Source organism: Nocardiopsis deserti, assembly GCF_008638355.1.
GTDB lineage: Bacteria > Actinomycetota > Actinomycetes > Streptosporangiales > Streptosporangiaceae > Nocardiopsis > Nocardiopsis alborubida.
The window spans coordinates 142,510-167,601 of record NZ_VWVS01000012.1; the positions used below are offsets into that span (position 1 = coordinate 142,510).

At 71.4% G+C, this 25,092-nt stretch carries 18 protein-coding genes and 3 tRNA genes; 19 read left to right on the top strand and 2 right to left on the bottom strand.

Annotated features, from left to right (window positions below; translation table 11 throughout):
- Positions 1-186 precede the first annotated feature (186 nt).
- The 11 genes from gatB (at position 187) to cimA (ending at position 17,059) form a co-directional block, all read left to right on the top strand.
- The gene (gatB, locus tag FYW99_RS15720; protein ID WP_150252980.1) at positions 187-1,683 is read left to right on the top strand and encodes an Asp-tRNA(Asn)/Glu-tRNA(Gln) amidotransferase subunit GatB; all 1,497 of its coding nucleotides are present in this window, start codon (positions 187-189) and stop codon (positions 1,681-1,683) included.
- Positions 1,684-2,276: 593 nt separating this feature from the next.
- Positions 2,277-4,982 (top strand): putative bifunctional diguanylate cyclase/phosphodiesterase, encoded by a 2,706-nt coding sequence (locus FYW99_RS15725; protein WP_150252800.1) that lies wholly within the window; start codon positions 2,277-2,279, stop codon positions 4,980-4,982.
- Between the two features lie 61 nt (positions 4,983-5,043).
- Positions 5,044-5,271 (top strand): hypothetical protein, encoded by a 228-nt coding sequence (locus tag FYW99_RS15730; RefSeq protein ID WP_150252801.1) that lies wholly within the window; start codon positions 5,044-5,046, stop codon positions 5,269-5,271.
- 411 nt (positions 5,272-5,682) lie between these two features.
- The gene (locus FYW99_RS15735; RefSeq protein WP_150252802.1) at positions 5,683-7,443 is read left to right on the top strand and encodes an acetolactate synthase large subunit; all 1,761 of its coding nucleotides are present in this window, start codon (positions 5,683-5,685) and stop codon (positions 7,441-7,443) included.
- A 20-nt stretch (positions 7,444-7,463) separates the two neighbouring features.
- On the top strand, positions 7,464-7,988 hold the full coding sequence (gene ilvN / locus FYW99_RS15740) for an acetolactate synthase small subunit (RefSeq protein WP_150252803.1): 525 nt from the start codon (positions 7,464-7,466) through the stop codon (positions 7,986-7,988).
- 206 nt (positions 7,989-8,194) lie between these two features.
- Complete coding sequence (ilvC, locus tag FYW99_RS15745) at positions 8,195-9,190, top strand: ketol-acid reductoisomerase (RefSeq protein ID WP_190394677.1); 996 nt, start codon at positions 8,195-8,197, stop codon at positions 9,188-9,190.
- A 438-nt stretch (positions 9,191-9,628) separates the two neighbouring features.
- Positions 9,629-11,218: a phosphoglycerate dehydrogenase gene (gene serA / locus FYW99_RS15750; RefSeq protein ID WP_150252804.1), complete on the top strand. Its 1,590-nt coding sequence runs from the start codon at positions 9,629-9,631 to the stop codon at positions 11,216-11,218.
- A gap of 775 nt (positions 11,219-11,993) precedes the next feature.
- The gene (locus FYW99_RS15755; protein ID WP_150252805.1) at positions 11,994-13,058 is read left to right on the top strand and encodes a 3-isopropylmalate dehydrogenase; all 1,065 of its coding nucleotides are present in this window, start codon (positions 11,994-11,996) and stop codon (positions 13,056-13,058) included.
- A 247-nt stretch (positions 13,059-13,305) separates the two neighbouring features.
- A complete protein-coding gene (locus FYW99_RS15760) occupies positions 13,306-14,421 on the top strand; it encodes a branched-chain amino acid aminotransferase (protein WP_150252806.1) in 1,116 nt (371 codons plus the stop codon).
- A gap of 91 nt (positions 14,422-14,512) precedes the next feature.
- Positions 14,513-15,136, top strand: a complete 624-nt coding sequence (locus FYW99_RS15765) for a hypothetical protein (protein WP_150252807.1) — start codon at positions 14,513-14,515, stop codon at positions 15,134-15,136.
- A 312-nt stretch (positions 15,137-15,448) separates the two neighbouring features.
- Entirely contained in the window at positions 15,449-17,059 is a 1,611-nt protein-coding gene (cimA, locus tag FYW99_RS15770; RefSeq protein ID WP_150252808.1) for a citramalate synthase, read from the top strand.
- Positions 17,060-17,371: 312 nt separating this feature from the next.
- Here the strand turns inward: cimA and FYW99_RS15775 are convergent, their stop codons facing one another.
- Positions 17,372-18,190: a DUF3152 domain-containing protein gene (locus FYW99_RS15775; RefSeq protein ID WP_150252981.1), complete on the bottom strand. Its 819-nt coding sequence runs from the start codon at positions 18,188-18,190 to the stop codon at positions 17,372-17,374.
- A 337-nt stretch (positions 18,191-18,527) separates the two neighbouring features.
- Between FYW99_RS15775 and FYW99_RS15780 the strand changes: the two genes are divergently transcribed.
- The 8 genes from FYW99_RS15780 to FYW99_RS15815 all read left to right on the top strand — a co-directional run bounded on the left by FYW99_RS15780 (position 18,528) and on the right by FYW99_RS15815 (position 24,192).
- Entirely contained in the window at positions 18,528-19,328 is an 801-nt protein-coding gene (locus FYW99_RS15780) for a fumarylacetoacetate hydrolase family protein (protein WP_017566304.1), read from the top strand.
- A 90-nt stretch (positions 19,329-19,418) separates the two neighbouring features.
- A complete protein-coding gene (locus FYW99_RS15785) occupies positions 19,419-20,480 on the top strand; it encodes a GDSL-type esterase/lipase family protein (RefSeq protein WP_150252809.1) in 1,062 nt (353 codons plus the stop codon).
- A gap of 127 nt (positions 20,481-20,607) precedes the next feature.
- Positions 20,608-22,053 carry a glutamate--tRNA ligase gene (gene gltX / locus FYW99_RS15790; RefSeq protein ID WP_150252810.1) on the top strand — a complete coding sequence of 482 codons (1,446 nt, stop codon included), beginning with the start codon at positions 20,608-20,610 and terminating at the stop codon, positions 22,051-22,053.
- A gap of 134 nt (positions 22,054-22,187) precedes the next feature.
- Positions 22,188-22,259 (top strand) — tRNA-Gln (locus FYW99_RS15795).
- Positions 22,260-22,310: 51 nt separating this feature from the next.
- Positions 22,311-22,383 (top strand) — tRNA-Glu (locus FYW99_RS15800).
- Positions 22,384-22,493: 110 nt separating this feature from the next.
- A tRNA-Glu gene (locus FYW99_RS15805) sits at positions 22,494-22,569 on the top strand.
- A 254-nt stretch (positions 22,570-22,823) separates the two neighbouring features.
- Positions 22,824-23,087: a hypothetical protein gene (locus tag FYW99_RS15810; protein WP_061078216.1), complete on the top strand. Its 264-nt coding sequence runs from the start codon at positions 22,824-22,826 to the stop codon at positions 23,085-23,087.
- A 187-nt stretch (positions 23,088-23,274) separates the two neighbouring features.
- Positions 23,275-24,192, top strand: a complete 918-nt coding sequence (locus tag FYW99_RS15815) for a helix-turn-helix transcriptional regulator (protein ID WP_150252811.1) — start codon at positions 23,275-23,277, stop codon at positions 24,190-24,192.
- Positions 24,193-24,363: 171 nt separating this feature from the next.
- Here FYW99_RS15815 and FYW99_RS15820 read toward each other — a convergent pair whose 3' ends face one another.
- Positions 24,364-25,050 carry an IclR family transcriptional regulator gene (locus tag FYW99_RS15820; protein ID WP_019608647.1) on the bottom strand — a complete coding sequence of 229 codons (687 nt, stop codon included), beginning with the start codon at positions 25,048-25,050 and terminating at the stop codon, positions 24,364-24,366.
- Positions 25,051-25,092: the final 42 nt, after the last annotated feature.

Below are 25,092 nucleotides of genomic sequence, written 5' to 3' on the forward strand. Positions count from 1 at the left end.
CTGACAGCGTCCCAATCGTGTACTGGCCGTGATGTCCGGTGACCCGGTCGTGACTCCGCTGTAGGGCACCCCACTCCCGCGCGCTCGGTAGGCTGAGCTGGAAGGTATGTCGTCTACGGAAGCGGGTTTGCGGCGATGGCCCACGCGGTACGTCCCAGCTCTGCCACGAACAGCGGTCCTGCGCCGGTGGCCTACGAGCAGGCACTGGCCAGGTACGAGCCCGTGCTCGGCCTGGAGACCCACATCGAGCTGGGCACCGCCTCCAAGATGTTCTGCTCCTGCCCCACCGCGTTCGGCGCCGACCCCAACACGCAGGTGTGCCCGGTCTGCCTGGCGCTGCCCGGCTCCCTGCCGGTCGTCAACGAGAAGGCGGTCGAGGGCGCCATCCGGCTGGGCCTGGCGCTGAACTGCTCCATCGCCCCCTGGGGCAGGTTCGCCCGGAAGAACTACTTCTATCCGGACATGCCGAAGAACTACCAGATCTCCCAGTACGACGAGCCGATCTGCGTCGACGGCCACCTCGACGTCACCGTCGACACCCCCGACGGCCCGCGCGTGTTCCGCGTGGACATCGAGCGGGTCCACATGGAGGAGGACACCGGCAAGACCTCCCACGTGGGCGGGGCCACCGGCCGCATCCACGGCGCCGACTACTCCATCGTCGACTACAACCGCGCGGGCATCCCGCTGCTGGAGATCGTGACCAAGCCGGTCACCGGCACCGGTGAGCTGGCGCCCCTGGTCGCCCGCGCCTACGCCGCCGAGCTGCGCGACCTGGTCCGCTCCCTGGGCATCTCCGACGTGCGCATGGAGGAGGGCTCCATGCGCTGCGACGTCAACGTCTCCGTCAACCCGCGCGGCGCCTCGGAGTGGGGCACCCGCAGCGAGACCAAGAACGTCAACTCGCTGCGCTCGGTCGAACGGGCCGTGCGCTCGGAGATCGAGCGCCAGGCGGGCGTGCTCGACGCCGGGCAGAGGGTCGTGCAGGAGACCCGCCACTTCCAGGAGAACACCGGCCGCAGCATCTCCGGCCGCTCCAAGGAGGAGGCGCAGGACTACCGCTACTTCCCCGACCCCGACCTGGTGCCCGTCGCGCCCTCCGAGGAGTGGGTGGAGGAGCTGCGCGCCACCCTGCCGGAGCTGCCCGCCGCCAAGCGCGCGCGTGTCCGCGCCGAGTGGGACCTCACCGACACCGAACTGCGCGACCTGGTCAACGCCGACGCCATCGACCTGGTCGCGGCGACCGTGGCCGAGGGCGCCCCGTCGGCCGAGGCGCGCAAGCTGTGGCTCAACGAGCTCTCGCGCCGCGCCACCGAGCAGGAGGTGGAGCTGACCGCCCTGCCCATCACCCCGGCGCAGGTCGCGCGCGTCATCGCCCTGGTCGCCGAGGGCACGCTCACCAACAAGCTCGCCCGCCAGGTGGTGGAGGGCGTGCTGGCCGGTGAGGGCGAGCCCGACGCCGTGGTCGAGGCCCGCGGCCTCAAGGTGGTCAGCGACGACGGCGCGCTCGGCGCGGCCGTGGACGAGGCCATCGCCGCCAACCCCGACGCCGCCGACAAGGTGCGCGGCGGCAAGGTCGCCGCGGCCGGTGCCCTGGTGGGTGCCGTGATGAAGGCGACCCGCGGCCAGGCCGACGCCGGACGCGCCCGCGAACTCATCCTGGCCAAACTCGGCGCGAGCTGATCCGTTCCGGCGGCCTCCGTACGGCACCGGGCCTCCCCGCCCGGTGCCCCTCGGCCTTCCCCCGCGGCGGACGCACTCCGAAGACGGCCGCCGCGGACGGCCGCTCCGGGGAGGCCGTGCCCCTTGCAGTCCGGTTCGTCCTGTTCTGTCGGTGTGAGGTGGCACCCTGCATGGGCCGTGGTCGGCCGGGTGGACGGGAGGGGTCCGGGGCCCCGTTCCGGGAACCGCACCGCGCTCCGCGCGCGGTGGCGGGTGTCCCGCGGGGGCCGCGACGCGCCGGGACGGGTACCGGACGGGCGGGGCGCGGGCATCACTGTGGGTGATGGTTCCGTCGTCATCTCTCATCCGGTCCTCAATCGCTGTGTGACCTTGGTTGCGTAGGGTTGCGACGCACGGGGACGTGTACGGTCCCCCGGGCCGTTCCGCCACCGGCCCGTCCCAGTCCCGCGAGATCCTGGGCGGCAGACGCGGTGCCGGGCGCTGTGCCGCGCCCGGACTCGAACGACGCGAGGTGGGTGCTCCATGTCCGAGGAGAGAGCGTGACCGCGGCGGTACGCCGCGTCGACCGTGACGCGCCCACTGGGAGGTCGGTAATGGGAACCCGGGCACGCCGCCTGTGGATCGTGGCCTTGGTGGCGCTGTTCCTGCTCTACCTCGTGGGGACCCTCATCCCCTCGGCGCAGAGCAGTGTGACCGCCGCGCTCGGCGAGTGGCCCACGTCCGTCGCGGCCGGTGCCGCCGGGCTGTCGCTGCTCTACGCCTCGCGCCGCTGGGCGGCCACCGGCGCCGACCGGGACGCCCACGCCGACGGCGCGGACGGACCCTCCGCGCTGCGCCACCTCGGCTTCGCCGCGCTCGCCTGGTGCGCGGGTGGCGTCACTCACGGTCTGATCCGCCTGTTCAGCTCCGCCACGGCCCTGTCACTCACTCTGGGTGACCTCTTCGCCCTCGCGGCCCTGCCACTCTTCGTGATCGGCTTCACCAAGTTCGCGCCGTGGCCGGGCGGCCTGCGGACCGCCGTGCGCCACGTCACCGACAGCTACGTGTGCGCCGCCGCGGTCTTCTCCGTGGTGTGGCTGCTGCTGTTCTCCCCGCTCTACCAGGAACTCGGTGAGGGCGCCGGGTTCCTCGGCTTCGCCCTGGTCTACCCGGTCGCCGACATCGTCGTGCTGTGCCTGCTCGTACCGCTGGTCTTCATGTCGCCGCACAGCACGCGGCGCGCGGTGCTGGTGGCCATCGGCGCACTCATCGTCATCGCCGGGGCGGACATCCTCGGCGCGCTCACCCGCCTGACCGGCCCGCCCGTCCTCGGCGGGGTCGAACACCCGGTCAGGTTCCTGGGCTTCGCCCTGCTGGGCGCCCTGCCGTGGCTCGTGGAGCACCGGCCCGGCACCGACCCGCGCCGGATCACCGGTCGGGGGCTGTACCGGTTCGCGCCCGAGCTCGCCGCGATCGGCGCCGTGTTCGCGGCCGCCGTGGTGCTGACCGTGGCCGGGGTCCGCCTGGCCGGGGTGGCGCCGGTGCTGCCGCTGGCCGCGGGCACCGCCGTGGTGGTGCTGCTGGTGCGCATGGTGGGCATGCTGGAGGAGAACGCCACCCTCTCCCGCATGGTGCGCAACCGCGAGGTCCACTTCCACGAGCTGGCGCGCAACAGCGGCGACGTGATCCTCGTGCTGGACCGCGACGGCGGCGTGAACTACGTCAGCCCGGGCACGGCCGAGGCCTTCGGCTACCGGCTCGACGACGTGCTCGCCGCCCCGGTCACCGCGCTCATCCACCCCGAGGACCTGGGGCGCACCAAGGCGGTCACCGACCTGTTCTCCGAGCGCGGCGCGCAGGGTGTGCACATGCGGCTGCGCGTGCGGGCGGCCGACGGGACCTGGCGGCACACCGAGTCCACCATGTCCCTGTACGAGCAGCCCGGCGAGCCCGACCGGCTGCTGGTGACCACCCGCGACATCAGCGCGCAGGTGGCGCTCCAGGACGAGGTGGAGCACCTGACGTTCCACGACGGTGTGACCGGCCTGCCCAACCGGGCCTACCTGGAGGAGCGGGCCAGCGACGTCCTGGCGCACCGGGCGATCAACGAGGAGCCCGAGGGCGAGGTCGCGGTGATCTTCCTGGACCTGGACGGGTTCACGGCGGTCAACGACTCCGCCGGGCACGTGCGCGGCGACCACCTGCTCGGCCAGGCGGCCCGCAGGCTGCGCGGCGAGGTGGACTCCGACGCGACCCTGGCGCGCTGGGGCGGCGACGAGTTCGCGGTCCTGGTCGAGAACGTGTCCCGGGCCCAGCGGGTGGTGGACCTGGCCGAGCGCCTGGGGCGGGTGATCGCCTCGGAGCCGTTCCCCGTCGCCGACCGGGACATCATGCTGACCGCCAGCATCGGCGTGGCCTTCGCCGAACCGGTCACCGACAGCGGCGAGCTGCTGCGCAACGCCGACGTGGCCATGACCCGCGCCAAGGAGCGCGGGGCGGGCCACGTGGAGGTGTACGCCGCGCACATGCACGACACGGTGGTCTCGCGCCTGGAACTCCAGATCCGTCTGCGCGAGGCGCTGGCCAAGGACGAGTTCTTCCTGGAGTACCAGCCCGTCGTGGACCTGGGCAGCTCCCAGGTGACCTCGGTGGAGGCGCTGGTGCGCTGGGACCGCGACGGCGAGACGGTCGGCCCGGAGGGCTTCATCGGCGCGGCCGAGGAGTCGGGCCTGATCGTGCCGCTGGGCGAGCGGATCCTGCGCGAGGCCTGCGGGAAGGTCGCGGTGTGGCGGGTCTCGGACTGGGACATCGGCCTGTCGGTGAACCTTTCGGTCAAGCAGGTGCTGTCTCCGCGCTTCGTGGAGTCGGTGGCGGGGGTCCTCGCCGAGACGGGGCTTCCGGCCGAGGTGCTGACCCTGGAGGTCGACGAGGAGGTCCTGCTCGACGACGGCGGGGAGGCCGTGCAGCGCCTGGGCGAACTGCGCGAGCTCGGCGTGCGACTGGCCATCGACGACTACGGGATGGGCTACGCGTCCCTGGCGCACCTGCGCAGGCTGAGCGTGGACGCGATCAAGATCGACCCGTCGTTCGTGGCGGACCTGGGCCGCGACGACACGGTCACGCTGCTCACGCACACGATCATCCAGCTGGGGCGCGACCTGGGCGTGCAGGTGGTGGCCGAGGGCATCGAGCGCCCCGAGCAGCTGGAGCAGCTGCGCGCGATGGGCTGCGACCACGGCCAGGGGTTCCTGGTGGCCCGGCCGATGCCCGCGAGCGGTGTGGAGTCGCTCGTCGGCGGCGAGGCCGGGGCCAGCCTCTGAGCCGGTCCCAACGCGGACCGCGGCTCCGTCCGCGACCGCCCGGAACTCCCTGGGGGAGATCATGTCTGTGCGTGACTACGGATTCCGGACCGAACTGATCGGCCGTCCCTCTCGTGAGGGCCGTGCCGAGGGCAAGGCCGCGGCGATCCTCGGCGTACTGGACGCCCGGGGAATCGCGGTGCCCGACGAGGTGCGCGACCGGATCACCGCGTCCTCGGATCTGGACGAGCTGGACCGGTGGGTCCGCCGGGCGGCCAGGGTCGACGGCGCGGAGGACCTCTTCCTCTGAACGGGCGGACGGGCGTGCGCTTCCCGCGTACCCCGTCCCACTCCTCGGACCCCGGCCGCCGCCCGTGCGGTGTGCGTCACACGCAACCGGGGTGACTTGTCAGTATTCTCCCAGTTCACAGGGGTTGTCGTGTCGCCAGGTGGGGCCGCATTCTGACATTTCCGTCTCAAATAACGAGACAATATGTCGTTCTGGTTGACGGGCGGCCTCTCCGTCGGCCAATGTGGTGAACGTGCAGAGCAACTCCCTGATTCTCGTACTTGGTCGGCGCGCAGCCCGCTGAGTTTCTTCTGCTGCGCGCCACCCCTCAACCGCCGTCGGCGGTGGGGGTTTTTTTATTGCCAGGCCCAGAGCCAGACCCACCAGGCCAGAGCCCCCGTGCCGCTCTGACCCTCGCTGAAGGATCTTGAGATGACCGAGCAGATGACCGGCGCCCAATCGCTGATCAGGTCGCTGGAGCAGGTCGGCGTTGACACTGTCTTCGGGATTCCCGGCGGCGCCATCCTCCCGGCCTACGACCCGCTCTACGACTCGGCCAAGGTGCGCCACATCCTCATGCGCCACGAACAGGGAGCAGGTCACGCCGCCGAGGGCTACGCCTACGCCACCGGCCGCCCGGGGGTGTGCATGGCCACCAGCGGGCCCGGCGCCACCAACCTGGTCACCCCGCTCGCCGACGCGCACATGGACTCGGTCCCGATGGTCGCCATCACCGGCCAGGTCGCCTCCCCGATGATCGGCACCGACGCCTTCCAGGAAGCCGACATCTGCGGCATCACCATGCCGATCACCAAGCACAACTTCCTGGTCAAGGACGTGCGCGAGATCCCGCGGATCGTCGCCGAGGCCTTCCACATCGCCTCCAGCGGACGCCCCGGCCCCGTCCTGGTCGACATCTCCAAGGACGCCCTGCAGAACTCCGCCGAGTTCGTCTGGCCCGAGCGCCTCGAACTGCCCGGCTACCGCCCGGTCACCAAGCCGCACGGCAAGCAGGTCCGCGAGGCCGCCCGCATGATCGCCGAGGCCCGGCGCCCGGTGTTCTACGTCGGCGGCGGCGTCCTGCGGGCCGGAGCCTCCGCCGAACTGCGCGTTCTGGCCGAGCTCACCGGCGCACCCGTCGTCTCCACCCTGATGGCCCGCGGTGTCTTCCCCGACAGCCACCCGCAGTCGGTGGGCATGCCCGGCATGCACGGCGACGTCGCAGCCGTCGGCGCCCTCCAGAAGGCCGATCTCATCGTCGCCCTGGGCGCGCGCTTCGACGACCGCGTCACCGGCCGCCTGGACAGCTTCGCCCCCGACGCCAAGATCGTCCACGCCGACATCGACCCGGCCGAGATCTCCAAGAACCGCCACGCCGACGTGCCCATCGTCGGCGACTGCCGCGAGGTCCTCGCAGACCTGGTCGTGGCCGTGCGCGCCGACCAGGAGAAGGGGCGCCAGGGCGACTACGGGGCCTGGTGGCAGCAGCTCAACCGCCTGCGCAACACCTACCCCAAGGGTTACGAGGCCCCCGAGGACGGCAGCCTGTCCCCGCAGGCCGTCATCGAGCGCCTGGGCAAGGTCGTCGGCCCGGAGGCCACCTACGTGGCGGGCGTGGGCCAGCACCAGATGTGGGCCGCCCAGTTCATCGACTACGAGCGCCCCGGCTCCTTCGTCAACTCCGGCGGCCTGGGCACCATGGGCTTCTCCGTCCCCGCCGCGCTCGGCGCCAAGGTCGGCGACCCCGACCGGACCGTGTGGTCGGTCGACGGCGACGGCTGCTTCCAGATGACCAACCAGGAACTGGCCACCTGCGCGATCGAGGGCATCCCGATCAAGGTCGCCGTGGTCAACAACGGCAACCTGGGCATGGTCCGCCAGTGGCAGACCCTGTTCTACGAGGGCCGCTACTCCAACACCGACCTCCAGACCTCCCCGCGCGACGAGAAGGTCCGCATTCCCGACTTCGTCCGCCTCGCGGAGGCGTACGGTTGTGTCGGCCTGCGCTGCGAGCGAGCCGAGGACATCGACGCCACCATCGAGAAGGCCATGGCGATCAACGACGCCCCCGTCGTCGTGGACTTCACCGTCAACCACGACGCCATGGTCTGGCCGATGGTCGGTCCCGGCGTCAGCAACGACAACATCCAGTACGCGCGCGACATGGCGCCGAACTGGGAACACGAGGACTAAGAGGAACAGGCGAAACCACCATGAGCAGTCACACGCTTTCCGTTCTGGTGGAGGACACCCCGGGTATCCTCGCCCGCGCCTCCGCCCTCTTCTCCCGTCGAGGCTTCAACATCGACTCGCTCAGTGTGAGCAACACCGAGTACCCAGGACTGTCCCGGATGACAATCGTGGTCAACTGCGACCTCCACCCCTTGGAGCAGGTGACCAAACAGCTCAACAAGCTGGTCAACGTCGTCAAGATCGTGGAGATGGACACCACCGCGTCGGTCCGGCGCGAGCTCCTGCTCGTCAAGGTCAAGGCCGACGCGTCCAGCCGCACCCACGTGCTACAGACGGCCGAGCTGTTCCGCGCGCACGTCGTGGACGTCAGCCCGGACGTCGTCGTCATCGAGGCCACCGGCGACCCCGCGAAGCTCGATGCCCTGGTCAGGAACCTGGAGCCGTTCGGCATCCGGGAACTCGTCAAATCAGGGCTGGTCGCCCTGGGACGCGGACCCCGGTCGATCACCGACCGATCCCTCCGCACGGTCGAGCGCAGCGCGTAGCAGTGTTTCCTGACTCGCTCCGCTCGCTGGTCCGGGCGCCTGGAGAACGGGAACCTTCGGCGCCTACGGCGTGTTGGCTCGTTCCTCGCGAACACGCCCCCGTCGCCTCCAGAACCCCGTAGGCGCCCGAACCTCGACCCGGGGCCCGGGCGCACACGGACCCCACCGCGTCCCACACGAAACTGAGAAACAAGGAGCAACCCCAAGTGGCAGCACAGATGTACTACGACGACGCCGCGGACCTCTCGCTCATCCAGAGCAAGAAGGTCGCCGTGATCGGCTACGGCAGCCAGGGCCACGCGCACGCGCTGTCGCTGCGCGACTCGGGCGTGGACGTGCGGATCGGCCTCGCCGAGGGGTCCAAGAGCCGGGCCAAGGCCGAGGAGGAGGGCCTGCGCGTCCTCACCCCCGCGGAGGCCACCCGCGAGGCCGACGTCGTCATGATCCTGGTCCCCGACCACATCCACCGGGACCTGTACGCGGCCGAGATCGCGCCGAACCTGGAGGCGGGCAACGCCCTCTTCTTCGGCCACGGCTTCAGCATCCGCTACGGCCTCATCACCCCGCCCGAGGGCGTGGACGTGGCCATGGTCGCCCCCAAGGGCCCGGGCCACCTGGTCCGCCGCCAGTACGAGGCCGGGCGCGGCGTGCCCTGCCTGGTCGCGGTCGAGAAGGACGCCAGCGGGCAGGCCTGGGACCTGGCGCTGTCCTGGGCCAAGGGCATCGGCGGCACCAGGGCGGGCGTGATCAAGACGACGTTCACCGAGGAGACCGAGACCGACCTGTTCGGCGAGCAGGCCGTGCTCTGCGGTGGCACCGAGGAGCTGGTCAAGGCCGGTTTCGCCACCCTGGTCGAGGCGGGCTACCAGCCGGAGATCGCCTACTTCGAGTGCCTGCACGAGCTCAAGCTCATCGTCGACCTCATGTACGAGGGCGGCATCTCCAAGATGAACTGGTCGGTCTCGGACAACGCCGAGTACGGCGGCTACACCCGCGGCCCGCGCCTGATCACCGAGCAGACCCGCCAGGAGATGCGCAAGATCCTCGGCGAGATCCAGGACGGCTCCTACGCCAAGGAGCTCATGGACGAGTTCGACGCCGGACAGCCGACCTTCACCAAGCGCCGCGAGGCCGAGCAGAACGAGCAGATCGAGAAGGTGGGCGCCGAGCTGCGCCCGCTGATGAGCTGGCTCAAGGCCTAGTTCCTCTGGGGGCTCCGCTTCGCTTCGGCCCGCCCGTCGCCCGCCGTCGCCCGCAGGGGCGCTACGCGACGAGGCGGGCTACCGCCCTCAACGGACGCGAAGCGCAGTACTTTCGTTGTTCGGGCGCCCGGAGAGCAGGAACCGGGTTGAAACGGGCACAGGGGTGCCTCCGGCGGGACGGCTCGTTCCTCGCAGTCTCACCTCCAGCCCCTCCAGAACCCCGTGGGCGCCCGAACAAACCCCCTTGCGCTGAGGCCCGTTCACAGGACGGACTCCAGGGCCGGGGGCCGGTGGACCACGGGGACGGGCGGCCCTTGGCCACCCGTCCCCGTCAGGCTTCCCTACCCCGCCGGTAGACTTTCGACCAGCCGTCACCCCCGATCCGGGCAGCGCCCACCACCTGCGCGGTCGGGCCGCACCACCCGAAAAGGAACCGTTGTGCCCAAACCCGCCGTACTCGTAGCGGAAAAGCTCTCGCCCGCCGGAATCGCGCTGCTCGAGGAGGACTTCGAGGTACGCCACGTCGACGGCGCCGACCGGTCCCAGCTCCTGCCGGCCCTCGCCGACGTCGACGCCCTCATCGTGCGCAGCGCGACGCAGGTGGACGCCGAGGCGATCGCCGCCGCCTCCCGCCTCCAGGTGGTGGCCCGGGCCGGTGTCGGTCTGGACAACGTGGACGTGGAGGCCGCCACCAAGGCCGGCGTCCTGGTGGTCAACGCGCCCACCTCCAACATCATCAGCGCCGCGGAGCAGGCCATCAACCTGCTGCTGGCCAGCGCCCGCAACACCGCCCCGGCGCACAACGCCCTGATCAACGGCGAGTGGAAGCGCTCCAAGTACACCGGCGTCGAGCTCTACGAGAAGACCGTCGGCATCGTCGGCCTCGGCCGCATCGGTGCCCTGGTCGCGCAGCGCCTGTCGGCCTTCGGCACCCAGGTCATCGCCTACGACCCCTTCGTGCAGCCCGCCCGCGCGGCCCAGATCGGCGTGGAGATGACCACGCTCGACGAGCTGCTGGAGCGCTCGGACTTCATCACCATCCACCTGCCCAAGAACAAGGACACGCTGGGCCTGATCAGTGACGAGGCCCTGAGCAAGGTCAAGCCCAACGTGCGCGTCATCAACGCCGCGCGCGGCGGCATCCTCGACGAGGACGCGCTCTACCGGGCCCTCAAGGACGGCCGTGTGGCGGGCGCGGGCATCGACGTGTTCGCCAAGGAGCCGTGCACGGACAGCCCCCTCTTCGAGTTCGAGAACGTGGTCGTGGCCCCCCACCTGGGCGCCAGCACCGCCGAGGCCCAGGAGAAGGCGGGCACCCAGGTCGCCCGCTCGGTCAAGCTGGCCCTCTCCGGCGAGTTCGTCCCCGACGCCGTGAACGTACAGGGCACCGGCGTGGCCGAGGACGTCAAGCCGGGTCTGCCCCTGACCGAGAAGCTCGGCCGCGTGTTCACCTCCCTGGCGGGCACCATCGCCAGCCGCATCGACGTCGAGGTGCGCGGCGAGATCGCCTCGCACGACGTCAAGGTGCTGGAGCTGGCCGCCCTCAAGGGCGTGTTCGCCGACGTGGTCGAGGACACCGTGACCTTCGTCAACGCCCCGCTGCTCGCCAAGGAGCGCGGTGTCGAGGTCAACCTCGTCACCAGCGACGACAACACCGACTGGCGCAACCTCATCACGGTCCGCGGCGTGCTCGCCGACGGCACCCGCGTGTCGGTCTCGGGCACCCTGACCGGCCCCCGCCAGGTCGAGAAGCTGGTGGAGATCAACAACTACACCATGGAGATCGGCCTGGCCGAGCACATGGTGTTCCTGTCCTACGAGGACCGGCCCGGCGTGGTCGGCACGGTCGGCGCCCTGCTGGGCGAGGCCGGTGTCAACATCGCGGGCATGCAGGTCATCCGGGACCAGGAGGGCGGCAAGGCGCTGATCGCGCTCACCGTGGACTCCGCGGTGCCCGACGAGACCCTCGCCTCGATCTCCGCCGAGATCGACGCCGACATCAGCCGCCAGGTCGACCTGGAGGACTAGGGGACCCGGGAGTCCTCTCCGGTGGCCGCGACAGGGGCCGCACCGCATCCGGCGCTCACGGGCGCCGCGTGCGGTGCGGCCCCTCGTGCCGTCCGGGGACCGTGCGGCGCGGTGAGCTGTGTGCGCTTCGCGGCTTTTCTTCATATTTCTGTTGTTATGTCGTAGGCCCGAGACCCGAAGCAGGTGGGCTCTGACCAGCCACGACGCCAGGCTGTCTCGCATGGTGAGAAACCCTGGCCATATAGTTGGACATCCGATATTCTGAGGTCCTAGGAGTCAGCGGCACCGGTTCCACAGCCGGACGCCGCCGCCCGGCGCCGCGAGTGCCCCCACCCGGGGCCCGTGCGGGTGTTCCACGGCAGTCGATCCCGCCGGGGAAGCTCCTTTCCGCCGTGGACACCGCCGCCCACGTTCCGCGCTCCGCCGCCGTTCGGCGCGATCCGTCCCGAACCCCGGTCCCGTAGTGCACACCGCCGCAGAGCATTCCCTGGCCGCGCCGTTCCCGGCTCCGGTCACGCAACGCATCCGGAGGATCGCATGTACGACATGATCGAGTACCCGTCCGCGCCCGACTCCCAGGACGAGATCAACCGCGCCCTGCAGGACGCCCTCAACCGGCGGGCCTGAGGCCCGGTCCCGGCGACGGCCGCGCGAACCCCCGGCCGGAGGCACCCGCACTCCGCCGGGGCGGTAGGGTTGTCTCATTCAGTGTTCATCCTGGTCTCACCATATGAGAAGCGGCCGGTGGGGCCGTGTCGAAGCAGAGGCAGTCCGTATGGCAGCGCGCACCGTGAAACTGGCGGTCATTCCCGGCGACGGGATCGGTCCCGAGGTCATCGCCGAAGGGCTCAAGGTGCTGGAGGTCGCGGCCTCCCAGCACGACCTCGCCGTGGAGACCACCGAGTACGAGCTGGGTGCCCGGCTCTGGCACCGCACCGGTGAGACCCTGCCCGACTCGGTCGAGGCCGAGCTCGCCGGGCACGAGGCCATCTACCTCGGCGCCGTCGGCGACCCGTCGGTCCCCAGCGGCGTCCTGGAGCGCGGCCTGCTGCTGCGCCTGCGCTTCGACTTCGACCACTACGTCAACCTGCGCCCCGTCCGCCTCTACCCGGGGGTGGACAGCCCGCTCGCCGGCGTGGGCCCCGAGGACATCGACATGCTGGTGGTCCGCGAGGGCACCGAGGGCCCCTACGCGGGCGCCGGGGGCGTCCTGCGCAAGGGCACCCCGCACGAGATCGCCACCCAGGACAGCGTCAACACCCGCTTCGGGGTGGAGCGCGTCGTGCGCTACGCCTTCGACAAGGCCGCCTCCCGCCCCCGCCGCAAGCTCACCCTGGTCCACAAGGACAACGTCCTGACCTTCGCGGGTGAGCTGTGGCAGCGCGTGGTCCGGGAGGTCGGCGCCGAGTACCCGCAGGTCGCCGTGGACTACTGCCACGTCGACGCCGCGTCGATGTTCTTCGTCAACCAGCCCGCCCGCTTCGACGTGGTGGTCACCGACAACCTCTTCGGCGACATCATCACCGACATCGGCGCCGCCATCACCGGCGGCATCGGGCTGGCCGCCAGCGGCAACATCAACCCGGACAACACCTTCCCCAGCATGTTCGAGCCCGTCCACGGCTCCGCGCCCGACATCGCGGGCCAGGGCAAGGCCGACCCCACCGCCACGGTGCTCTCGGCCGCGACCATGCTGGAGCACCTGGGAGTGCCCGAGGCGGCCCGCCGGATCGAGGCGGCGGTCGCCACGGACCTCAAGACCCGCGCCCAGAACGGCGCGGTCCGCTCCACCTCCCAGATCGGCGACGACCTCGCCGCGCGAGTAGCCGAGCAGGGCTGACGCACACGCCGGAAGCCCTGCCCTTTCCCGAGGCGCGGCTGACGGCCCTGTTCACCTTCACCGTCGACGGGCGCGCCCGGGTTCCCGAGCGCGCCCGTCGCCGTGTCCGCGTGCGGCTCCGTTCCCCGAGCGGTGCCGCCCCCGCGTGCATCACTCCTGCTCTGGCACCGGGTGCGCTCTTCAGACAGACTAGATCCCAGGCCGGCGATGCTGCCGGCCTGATGCACCCGAGAGGACCACCGACACCATGAACAACGACACCACCACAAGCGGGTTGACGTTCGACATCCAGCTCTCCGACAGGCGGAAGACCCCGCAGGAACGAGAGGCACTGCTGGAGAGTCCCGGGTTCGGCAAGGTGTTCACCGACCACATGGTGAGCATCCACTACACCGAGGGGAAGGGGTGGCACGACGCGAAGCTGGAGCCGTACGGTCCGCTGAGCCTGGATCCGGCCACCGCCGCCCTCCACTACGCCCAGGAGATCTTCGAGGGCCTCAAGGCCTACCGGCACCCCGACGGCTCGCTCGCCTCCTTCCGCCCCGAGTCCAACGCGGCCCGCTTCAACCGCAGCGCGGCACGTATGGCGATGCCCGAGCTCCCCGAGGACCTCTTCCTGAAGTCCATCGAACTCCTCCTGGAGCACGACGGCGACTGGGTGCCGACCAAGGAGGACTTCAGCCTGTACCTGCGCCCGTTCATGGTCGCCACGGACGTCGGCCTCGGCGTCAACCACCCGTCCCGCTCCTACGTCTACCTGCTGATCGCCTCGCCGGTCGGTTCCTACTTCTCGGGCGGCGTCCAGCCGGTGACGGTGTGGCTGTCCAAGGACTACACGCGCGCCGCGCCGGGCGGCACGGGCGCGGCCAAGTTCGCGGGCAACTACGCGGCGAGCTTCCTCGCCCAGGCGCAGGCCGTGGAGCAGGGCTGCGACCAGGTGGTCTGGCTCGACGCCCGCGAGCACCGCTGGGTCGAGGAGATGGGCGGCATGAACCTGTGGTTCGTGTTCGGCTCGGGTGAGAACGCGCGGCTGCGCACGCCCCCGCTGACCGGGACCCTGCTGCCGGGCATCACCCGCGAGTCGCTGCTGACCCTGGCCCCCGACCTGGGCATCCCGGCCGAGGAGTCGCCGATCTCCACCGACGAGTGGCGCGAGGCGGCCGAGTCCGGCGAGCTCACCGAGGTGTTCGCCTGCGGCACCGCGGCCGTCATCACCCCCGTCGGCCGGGTGAAGGGCGACGACGGCGAGTTCACCGTCGGCGACGGCACCCCGGGCCCGGTCACCATGCGCCTGCGCGAGGAGCTGGTGGGCATCCAGACGGGCCTGCGCGCCGACAAGCACGACTGGATCACCCGGTTCTAGCGTGACCCCGGCGGGCCGTCCCCCCCCGGGCGGCCCGCCCCGGCTTTCCCTCCCCTCACCTCCAGTCCCGCCCCATCCCCCAGGAGTCCCCGTGTCCGCGTCCGAAGCCGCCACCGCTGTCGAGACCGCCGCCGTCGAGCCCTCCACCGAGGAGACGGGACCGGTGCGCGTCCCGAACCCCTGGCCCGCGCGCTGCGCCCTGGTCGCCGCCGCCGGTCTGGTGGTCGGCGGCCTGACCTACGGAACGGTGGCGGTCGCCGCGGCGCTGACGCCCCCGGCACCCGCCGCCTCACCGGAGTCGGCGGGCTCCGAAGCGCGGGAGGACGGCGACTCCGAACGGCGGACCGTGTCCCTGCTGCCCGACCCCGCGGAGGAGGCGGAGGCGTCGCAAGAGACCGCGGACACGGAGGGCCCAGGCGGCTCGGACGCAGCGGCCGACCCGGGCCCCGGAACGGCCTCGGGCGGGGCCGGGACCTCCGGCGGGACCTCCGGCGGGACCGGTGGCGCGGCTCCGGAGGGCGGGGTCGACCCGCGCGAGGAGATCCTGGAGGGCATTCTCAACAGCCCTCAGCCCCGACCACCGATCGTCAACGAGTGGGACCAGGAGCGCCTCGACGAGTACCGCGAGCAGCAGGAGGACGCCGTGGTCCCCGAGGTGGTCGAGCCGGACCCGGAGGACTACGCCGAGTTCTACGACACTCCCCACGCCGACTGACCGGCCGCCGCGTACCCCGGTCCCCGTGGAAGGCTCCGGACGGGTTCGGGTCGGAGACGGACGGGTGCCGGTTATGTCCGGTGTGAGAAACCACCGTCTCGAATAGTGGGACAATCTGCCGTTGAGCACCGGGAACTCCGCCATCGTGTGGCACACTGACCTCATGCCGTCTCAGGTGCTCATTATCGTGAGGCGCGCTGGCTGACCATCGGACGCCGCCAGCGCGCTGACCTCTCGTGTCCACGAGGGGTCTTTTTTGTTGGCGGGGCCCGGTCGGCCACACCACAGCATCCACCTTCGGGAGTTCCACCCATGAGGGACGACAGTTTCCACGTCTTCGACACCACGCTGCGCGACGGGGCCCAGCGCGAGGGGATCAACCTGCGGGTCTCCGACAAGCTGGCCATCGCCAAGCTGCTGGACGACTTCGGGGTGGCGTTCATCGAGGGAGGGTGGCCGGGGGCCAACCCCAAGGACACCGAGTTCTTCCAGCGGGCTTCACGAGAGCTGACGCTGGAGCACGCGCAACTCACCGCGTTCGGCGCGACCCGCCGTGCCGGTGTGCGGGCCGCCGACGACCCACAGGTGGCCGCACTGCGCGACAGCGGCGCACCGGTCGTCACCCTTGTCGCCAAGAGTGACGACCGGCACGTCGAGCGCGCGCTGCGCACGACCCTCGACGAGAACCTCGCCATGATCGCCGACACGGTGTCCCACCTGTGCGAACACGGCCAGCGCGTGTTCGTGGACTGCGAGCACTTCTTCGACGGATACCTCCACAACCCCGACCACGCGCTCGACGTGGTCCGCGCAGCCGCCGGGGCCGGGGCCGACGTCGTCGTCCTGTGCGACACCAACGGGGGCATGCTCCCCACCGACATCACCCGCGTCGTCACCGAGGTCCGCGAGGCCACCGGAGCACGCCTGGGCATCCACGCCCAGGACGACACCGGCTGCGCCGTCGCCAACACCCTCGCCGCCGTGGACGCGGGCGCCACCCACGTGCAGTGCACCGCCAACGGCTACGGCGAGCGGGTCGGCAACGCCAACCTCTTCTCCGTGGTCGGCGCGCTCACGCTCAAGCGCGGCCGCGAGGTCCTCCCCGAGGGCTGCCTGGCCGAGATGACCCGCGTGTCCACCGCCATCGCCGAGACCGTCAACCTCGCCCCCGACACGCACCAGCCCTACGTGGGGGTGTCGGCCTTCGCCCACAAGGCGGGGCTGCACGCCTCCGCGATCAAGGTCGACCCCGACCTGTACCAGCACACGGATCCCGAGCTGGTCGGCAACACCATGCGCATGCTCGTCTCCGACATGGCCGGGCGCGCCTCCATCGAGCTCAAGGCCAGGGAGCTGGGCCTGGACCTGTCCGGAGACCGCGCCCTGTCGGGGCGGGTCGTGGAGCGGGTCAAGGGCCTGGAACTGTCGGGCTACAGCTTCGAGGCCGCCGACGCCTCCCTGGACCTGCTGCTGCGCGAGGAGCTGGGGGAGCCGGTCCGCTACTTCGACACCGAGTCCTGGCGCGTCATCACCGAACGCCGTCCCCGGGTCGGCTCCAGCCCCCTGTCCAGCGACTACGAGAGCCTCACCGAGGCCACCGTCAAGCTGCTGGTCAAGGGCGAGCGCGTGATCGCCACCGCGGAGGGCAACGGTCCCGTCAACGCCCTGGACCGGGCACTGCGCAGCGCCATGGAGAGCGTGTACACCGCGCTGGCCGGACTGGAGCTGACCGACTACAAGGTCCGCATCCTGGAGGGCAGCTCCGGCACCAACGCCATCACCCGCATCCTCATCACCTTCAGCGACGGGTCGGGGGAGTGGACCACGGTCGGCGTGGGACCCAACGTCGTCGACGCGTCCTGGGTCGCCCTCGAACAGGCCATCACCTACGGGCTCCTCCGTCAGGGCTATCCGCAGGGCTGACCGGCGGCCCTCCCCGGGAGCCGGGTCCCGACTCCCGGGGATCGGACAGAGTGCGGGGGCAGGGCGGCAGCGGCCCCGTCCCCCGCGCCGCTTCCACTCCCCGTGCCGCCTCGCCGTGCCAGCTCGCCGTGCCCACTCAAAGCGTGTGCGCGCCGGTCGCCGCGTGCGTCCGTCCACGGTGTGCGCGGGCTGGTCCCGGCCTCCCCCCACGGCGGCCTGTCATCGCTTTTCGTGTCCGAATCGATACTCGGAGTCACCGAATCTGCGTGCGGTGTCGGGCGGAGAAGCACGCACGCCCTCGGGGCGGGCCCCTCAGTCCTCGGGGTCGTTCCCGGGGTGGACCCAGCCGTTGGGCTCGCATCCCTGGAGGCCCAGGGTCTGCTGCTGCATCACCGGGGCCGGTTCGCCCTCGCCGGGGCAGTCCACGTGGCCGTGGCCCAGGGTGTGGCCCACCTCGTGGTTGATCAGGTAGATCCGGTAGGTCTCCAGGTCGTCCTCGAAGTGGGGGACGCCCGACACCCAGCGGTTCTGGTTGATGATCGCCCGGTTCCCGTTCGCGCAGGACACGTACCCGTCGGTGTTCAGCGGGGCGCACAGCCGGTCCACGGTCTCCGGTGCCGCCAGCAGCACGCGGACGTCGGCGTCGTCGCCGTCCACCCGCTGCATGGCGCGCTCGCCGTCGTCGCCCCAGCTGCGCGGGTCGCCCAGGATCTCCTCCACGGCGGCCGCGAAGTCCTCGGACTCCCCGGGCAGCCCCTTCTCGACCTCCACGGCGAAGGTGGTCACCGGGCCGTCGCCCATGACGTCGCTCTCGCCCTCCAGCACGGAGAACTCGCCGTCGGCGCTCTCGACCTCCTCCTCCACGGAGCGGAGCAGCGGCGGCGCCTCTTCCTCCCCGGCACGCTCGCCGGAACCGGCGGAGGACTCCGGCCCGGGGGTGGTCCCGTCCGCCGAGTCCCGGTCCTCCGCGGAGGTGCGCCGGTCGCCGCCCTCCTCGGGAACCCCGTCGCCGACCGGTCCGGACGCGGAGGTCTCGGCGGGGTCGCCGAGGTCGGGCCCGTAGCCGGGCACGCTCACCATGAGCACGGTGGAGGACCCGGAGACCAGGCACAGACCCAGCGCCAGACCCATCGGGTACCGGCGGCGCTTGCGGTGCCGGGCACGGGGACGACCCCTGGGCGAAGCGGGCGTGGGCACGGGAATCAGCCTCTCGACGGCGGACGACGGACCCAGCATGCCAGAGTTCGCCCCAAGGAAAGGCCAAGGCAGTGTCCGGGAAGGCCAGGTGTGGGAGGGCATGGAATGTCCTGTGACCTTTTGGGGCTCTCATGCGTGTTGGTGCCGTCCGGGACGCGGTCGTGGTGTGTCCTTCGACTCCCCCCGGAGGGGTCCCGTCCGCTCCCGGCCGCCCGCCGCGCCGATACCCTTCAACCGCAAGCGAGACAACAGGGCTGCTGGGAGGCATCAGGTGCGCATCGCGCGGTTCGCGTCCGGTGACGAGGTCGGGTTCGGCCTGGTAGAGAAGGATTCCGACACAGGGGAGGAGTTCGTCGCCCGGCTGAGCGGCCACCCCCTCATCGGCGACATCCAGCTGACCGGCGAGCGGGCCAAGCTCTCCGACGTCCGGCTGCTGTCACCGGTGCTGCCGACCAAGGTGGTCTGCATCGGCAAGAACTACGCGGACCACGTCGCGGAGATGAAGGACGTCACGGGGGAGTCCACCGACGAGCCCGTCGTCTTCCTCAAGCCCTCCACCGCCGTGACCGGGCCCCACGACCCGATCTTCCGCCCCGCCGTCTCCGAGCGGGTGGACTACGAGGGCGAGCTGGCCATCGTCATCTCCCGCCCCTGCCGCGAGGTGCCGCGCGAGCGCGCCAAGGACGTCATCTTCGGCTACACCGTCGCCAACGACGTCACCGCCCGCGACCTCCAGAAGAAGGACAAGCAGTGGACGCGGGCCAAGGGCTTCGACTCCTTCTGCCCCATCGGTCCCTGGATCACCACCGGGATGAGCATCGAGGAGGCGCAGGACCTGGCCGTCACCACCACCGTGGACGGCCAGACCCGCCAGGACGGGCGCACGTCGCAGTTCATCCACGACATCCCGGGCATCATCGCCTACGTCACCTCCTTCATGACGCTGCTCCCCGGTGACGTGGTCCTCACCGGCACCCCCGCCGGGGTGGGCCCGGTCGAGGTCGGCCAGGAGGTCGCGGTGACGGTGGAGCGGCTGGGCACCATCACCAACCGCGTGGTGGCCCGCGACTGAGGGTTTTCCCGTCCGCGCCGATCCCGTACGCGGACCGGGGGGTCGGCGGCGCCCGCGCCGCCGGCCCGCGCACGAGTGGAAGGCAGTACGTTGACCATCCCCCGACGCCGCCGCACCGGCTTCCTCGTCCTGGCCGGTGTGCTCGCCCTCGTGCTCCTGGCCGCGGGGACCGCCTACTGGACGGCCGCGCGCACCGACGACGGTGAGGGCGGCACCGGCACACCGACAGGGGGAACCGTGAGCGAACCGCGCCGCATCATGCTGGCGGGCGACTCGATGACCCAGGGCGCCAACGGCGACCGGACCTGGCGCTACCACCTGTGGAACCACCTCTCCCCGCACGTGGAGGAGCTGGACTTCGTCGGCCCCTACAGCGACCCCGCGTCCCGCGACATGATCCTGCCGGTCCCCACCGCCGAGGACGAGGCGACGCCGAGCCCGGACGGCGACCCCGCCGAGGACTACCGGGAGGACGGCACGGAGCAGGACGGCACGGAGCAGGACGGCGCCGACGGGGGCGCTCCCGAGGCGGCCCCCTCCGCGCCGGGCCCCGACGAGCCGTCGCCGGAGGACGGTGTCGTCTGGCCCGGCGCGGACGGCGACCCGGACACCGCCGAGTACCGGAACCCCGACTTCGACCAGGAGCACAACGCCCTGTGGGGCCGCACCCTCCTCGACGCCTCCTCCTCCATCCGGGAGGACGTCCGCGTCCACCGGCCTGACGTGCTGTGCGTCATGCTCGGCGTGAACGACCTGCTGTGGCCGGTCACGATGGAGGAGATGGAGTACCGGCTGCGCGGCTACGTGGAGGCGGCGCGCGAGGCGAACCCGCACCTGCGGGTCGTGCTCGCCGAGGCGCTGCCCATCGCCCTGGCCGAGTCCGACGAGGGCTTCGCCCTGCGCGTGTACGCCTACAACGTCCTGATCCGCGAGGTCGCCGCCGACATGTCCACGGAGCGCTCGCCGGTGATCAGCCTGGACGTGGCGGGCGGTGAGGACTGGGACGTGGCCTCCGACACCTACGACGGCACCCACCCCAACGCGCGCGGGGAGGTCAAGATCGCCGCGGCCTTCGCCGACGCCCTCGCGGAGGGCTACGGGATCGGCCGGGCCTACCCGCGCCCGCTGCCCACGGCCTCAGCCGGGGGGTGAGGCGGAGCGGGGCGCCGACCACCGCCCCGATCCGCCTCCCGCCTCCCGGCTGGGGAACGGTCCCGTGCACGTGGCGGGGACCAGCGGGTTTCCCCGGGCCCCCGCCCGGCGCGGATACCCTGGGCGCGTGACTGAGACTTCGATTCGTACCCGCTTCGCCCCGTCCCCCACGGGCATGTTCCACGTCGGCGGCGCGCGCTCCGCGCTGTTCAACTGGGCGCTGGCACAGCAGCGGCCCGAGGGCCGCATGGTGCTGCGCGTCGAGGACACCGACGCCGCACGCAACCGCCCCGAGTGGACCGAGGGCATCATCCGCGCGCTGGCCTGGCTCGGCATCGGCGAGGACGACCCGCACTTCGAGGGCCCCTACTTCCAGTCGGAGTACGCGGACAAGCACCGCGAGACCGCGCAGGAGCTGTACAAGAACGGCCGCGCCTACTACTGCGACTGCACCCGCGAGCAGGTGCAGGAGCGGCGCGACAACCCCAACCTGGGCTACGACGGGTTCTGCCGCGACCGGAACCTGGCGCCCGCCCCGGGCCGGGCCCTGCGCTTCCGCGTGCCCGAGGGCGGCCCCACCGTCGTGGAGGACCGGATCCGCGGCCGCGTGGAGTTCGAGCACTCCGCCATCGAGGACTTCGTGATCGCCCGCGCCGACGGCTCTCCGCTGTTCGTGCTGGCCAACGTCGTCGACGACGTCGAGATGCGCATCACCCACGTCGTGCGTGGCGAGGAGCACCTGTCCAACACGCCCAAGCAGCAGCTGCTGTGGGAGGCGCTGGGGCTGACCCCGCCGGTGTGGGCGCACCTGCCGGTCATCGTCAACGAGCAGCGCAAGAAGCTCTCCAAGCGCCGCGACAAGGTCGCCCTGGAGTCCTACCAGGAGGAGGGTTACCTGCCGGAGGCGATGGTCAACTACCTCATGCTGCTGGGCTGGGCGCCGGGTGACGACCGCGAGATCATGCCGTGGCCGCAGATGCAGCCGCTGTTCCGGGTGGAGGACGTCAACAGCTCCAGCGCCTTCTTCGACGAGAAGAAGCTGCGCGCCTTCAACGGCGAGTACATCCGCGCTCTCTCCGCCGACGAGTTCGCCGAGCGCTGCCAGCCGTGGCTGACCGGCGACGCGGCTCCGTGGGACCCGGCCGACTACGACCCGGCGGTCTTCGCCGCCGTCGCCCCGCTCGCGCAGAGCCGCGTGGCGGTGCTCAGCGAGATCGTGCCGAACGTGGACTTCCTCTTCCTCCACGAGCCCGTGGAGGACGAGAAGAGCTGGGCCAAGGCCATGAAGCCGGGAGTGGGGCGGGAGATGCTCCAGGCCGCCCTGGCGCGCTTCGCCGACCCGGAGCTGCCGTGGGCCGCCGAGGATCTCAAGGCCGCCACCGAGGAGGTCGGCGCCTCGCTGGGTCTGAAGCTGGGCAAGGCGCAGGCCCCCGTGCGCGTCGCGGTCACCGGCCGCACCGTCGGCCTGCCGCTCTTCGAGTCGCTGGAGCTGCTCGGCCGTGAGCGCGTCCAGGAGCGGCTGGCCGCGGCCCTGGCGAAGCTGGGCGCGCAGGAGGACCCCGCCGGGTCCTGAGGCGGACGGGGTGGTCGGAGCCACAGCCCGGCCGCCCCGATTCCGGTTCGCGAGTACTCCGAATGTCCGCTAGAGTTGTCCACGTCGCCGAGGGGGACGGGGAAGCGAAAGCGGACCGGGTCCTCCCAAAGCATTGGGATATGGTGTAATCGGCAGCACGACTGATTCTGGTTCAGTTAGTCTAGGTTCGAGTCCTGGTATCCCAGCTCCGGTCAGCGTTGAGGCGCTGACCGCGCGGGTCGCAGACCCGAAAGCGCGCCCCCGTCGTCTAGTGGCCTAGGACGCCGCCCTCTCAAGGCGGTAACGGCGGTTCGAATCCGCTCGGGGGTACACAGAGGGAGAAGCTCTCACCATGTGGGGGCTTTCTTTCTGACCGGTGCACGCCATCGGTGTCCGGTTGGGGTGGGTATCGTAGTACAAGGTCCGCCCGAACCAGTCCGGCCCCCGTCGTCTAGTGGCCTAGGACGCCGCCCTCTCAAGGCGGTAACGGCGGTTCGAATCCGCTCGGGGGTACCATCAGGTGAGGCTCCATCCACGAGGATGGGGCCTTTCGTGTTTCTCGGTGGCCCCTGGAAACGCTTCGGGACCGCGACATCCCTCTCGGACCGCGACAGCCCTCCCGGGCCTCGGAGGGCGGATCCGCGGCGGTGCGGCGTCCCTGGGATACTGGGTGGGCGCAGTCTCCCGGCCGCCCAACCCCTGTCGGAGCGTATGAAGAGCGACCACCCCTCCCCAGCCGTCCGGACCGGACCGGCGCCTCCGGACGCGCGGTGACCGGCCGTGAGCTCGGTCCGGGCAGCCACCAGGACAAGGAACTCCGGGAGATCCTCAAGGACCTGTGCGAACAGGGGTGGGTGCTGAGGCAGGAGGGACACTGGGGGCGCCTGTACTGCGACTGCGGCTGTACCCGCATCCAGGTCCCCGGGACGCCGCGCAACTCCGGCCGGGCCGCGCGCCGTATCCGGCAGGAGGCGCGGCGCTGCCCGATGCCACCGGACGACCCCCGGCGGGGCGCGGGCGGTTCCCGCGAGTGAGGCCGGTTCGGACGGAGACGGTTCCGGCGACCCCCGGCCGTGGTGGGGCGTGGCCGTTCCGGGTATCCTCGTGTTGACGTTTGCCAACGGATGGGCGGCGCCCGGCGGGTTCCGGGGCGCGGCGGCCGTTGACCGTGGCCGGTAGCCCGGCACACACCGGAGGACGCTCCGGAGGAAGGCGAGGCCGATGGCCGAGTACGAGTTCGTCTTCGTCGTGGACGGGTTCGACCTGGACGACCACGACACCGTCCAGGCCCTCAGTGAGAGCTTCGACGCCCTCGTCTCCTCCTGGCACGGCTCCCCGCGCCTGTCCGTGGCCGCGCTCGGCCCGGACGCGGTCACGGCGGCCAGGTCGCTGGTGGAGCGCGTTCACGTGACGGTGCCCGGTGTGCGGATCGTCCGCCTCGACAGGGAACTGGTCGGGGTCTCCGACATCGCGGAGATCACCGGCCGGAGCAGGCAGAACGTCGATCAGTGGGTCCGCGGGCAGCGGCACGACGGCGTTCCCTTCCCCGCGCCGGAGGCGGCCGTGGGCCGCTCCCTGGTGTGGCTGTGGTCGGAGGTCAACGCGTGGCTGCGCGGGATCGGCCTGGACGACGGCCAGCTGCGGCCCACGCGGGCGGAGATGACCGAGATCGACTGGCTGCTCCAGACCTCGCGCAAGGTCGAGCTCGCCCTGGTCCGCCACGCCAACAGCCCCGACGCGCGCCGGGTGGCCAGGCTGCTGGCCGCGCACGCCCGCACCACGCGCGAGTTCATCCACTACCTGGTGAAGAACCCGCGGGTGCGCGACGCACGCGGCCGCTACACGGTGCTGGTCTGCTCGCCCCGCGACGAGGCGGTGGACGTCTTCCGCAGACTGGAGGCCTTCGAGCACCCGGTCGTGCTCGCCACGGTGACCAACCGCATCCACGCCCTGGTCATGGTCGACGGGGAGGGCGAGCGCGGTGACGCGACCGAGCTGGTGCCCGGGATGACCGTGCGCGACTGGCTGGGGATGATCGCCCTGTCGCCCGAGAGCGAGTTCACCGTCGCGTCGGAGGGCGCGTCCACCAAGACCGCGCCCATCACCGCGCGGTCTCCGATGGACCTCGTCGGCGCCTGAGGGCGCCCGGACCCGGGGCCAAGGCCTGCCCGGAAACGTTGCTGGTGCGGCGCGATGGTTCTGACCTGCGATGATCTTGTACTTATAGCCAATGTCGGCGGTCGAACCCCGCTGTAAGTACGAGATCGCGGCGAACGGAGCCGCTGGAGGACCTCCTGGCGGGCGCTCCGGCTAGTGCGCGCCCTCGTAGCTGTGCAGGGACTCGCTGATCTTCTCCGCCGCCGACAGGACCGCCTGGGAGTGGATGCGGCCGGGGGAGCGGGTCAGGCGCTCTATGGGGCCCGACACCGACACGGCGGCGATCACGCGTCCGCCGGGGCCCGACACCGGCGCGGACACCGACGCCACGCCCTGCTCGCGCTCGGCGACGCTCTGGGCCCACCGGCGGCGGCGCACCTGGGCCAGGCTGGCCGCCGTGAACCGCGCCCCCAGCAGGGAGCGGCGGATCCGGTCGGAGTCCTCCCAGGCCAGCAGCACCTGGGCGGCCGAACCGGCGTTCATGGGCAGCTCGCTGCCGACCGGCACCGTGTCGCGCAACCCGCTGCTGCGCTCGGAGGCGGCCACGCACACCCGCAGGTCCCCCTGGCGGCGGTAGAGCTGCGCGCTCTCCCCGGTCAGGTCGCGCAGCTGCACCAGGACGGGGGAGGCCACGGCCAGCAGCCGGTCCTCGCCGGTCGCTATCGACAGCTCACCCAGGCGCGGTCCCAGCACGAAGCGTCCCTGGCTGTCGCGGGTGACCATGCGGTGGCGCTCCAGCGCCACCGCCAGCCGGTGGGCCGTCGGCCGGGCCAGACCGGTGATCTGTACCAACTGGGCCAGGGACGCCGGTCCCGACTCCAGGGCGTCGAGGACGGACATGGTCTTGTCCAGGACACCGACGCCGCTGGATGAGCTAGAGTT

Excerpts from the sequence above, each read along its gene's own strand:
- FYW99_RS15735 (WP_150252802.1), top strand. The coding sequence starts at position 5,683 with ATGACCGAGCAGATGACCGGCGCCCAATCGCTGATCAGGTCGCTGGAG.
- FYW99_RS15725 (WP_150252800.1), top strand. The coding sequence starts at position 2,277 with ATGGGAACCCGGGCACGCCGCCTGTGGATCGTGGCCTTGGTGGCGCTG.
- FYW99_RS15730 (WP_150252801.1), top strand. The coding sequence starts at position 5,044 with ATGTCTGTGCGTGACTACGGATTCCGGACCGAACTGATCGGCCGTCCC.
- ilvN (WP_150252803.1), top strand. The coding sequence starts at position 7,464 with ATGAGCAGTCACACGCTTTCCGTTCTGGTGGAGGACACCCCGGGTATC.
- FYW99_RS15815 (WP_150252811.1), top strand. The coding sequence starts at position 23,275 with ATGGCCGAGTACGAGTTCGTCTTCGTCGTGGACGGGTTCGACCTGGAC.
- FYW99_RS15755 (WP_150252805.1), top strand. The coding sequence starts at position 11,994 with ATGGCAGCGCGCACCGTGAAACTGGCGGTCATTCCCGGCGACGGGATC.
- cimA (WP_150252808.1), top strand. The coding sequence starts at position 15,449 with ATGAGGGACGACAGTTTCCACGTCTTCGACACCACGCTGCGCGACGGG.
- FYW99_RS15775 (WP_150252981.1), bottom strand. The coding sequence starts at position 18,190 with ATGGGTCTGGCGCTGGGTCTGTGCCTGGTCTCCGGGTCCTCCACCGTG.
- FYW99_RS15760 (WP_150252806.1), top strand. The coding sequence starts at position 13,306 with ATGAACAACGACACCACCACAAGCGGGTTGACGTTCGACATCCAGCTC.
- FYW99_RS15820 (WP_019608647.1), bottom strand. The coding sequence starts at position 25,050 with ATGTCCGTCCTCGACGCCCTGGAGTCGGGACCGGCGTCCCTGGCCCAG.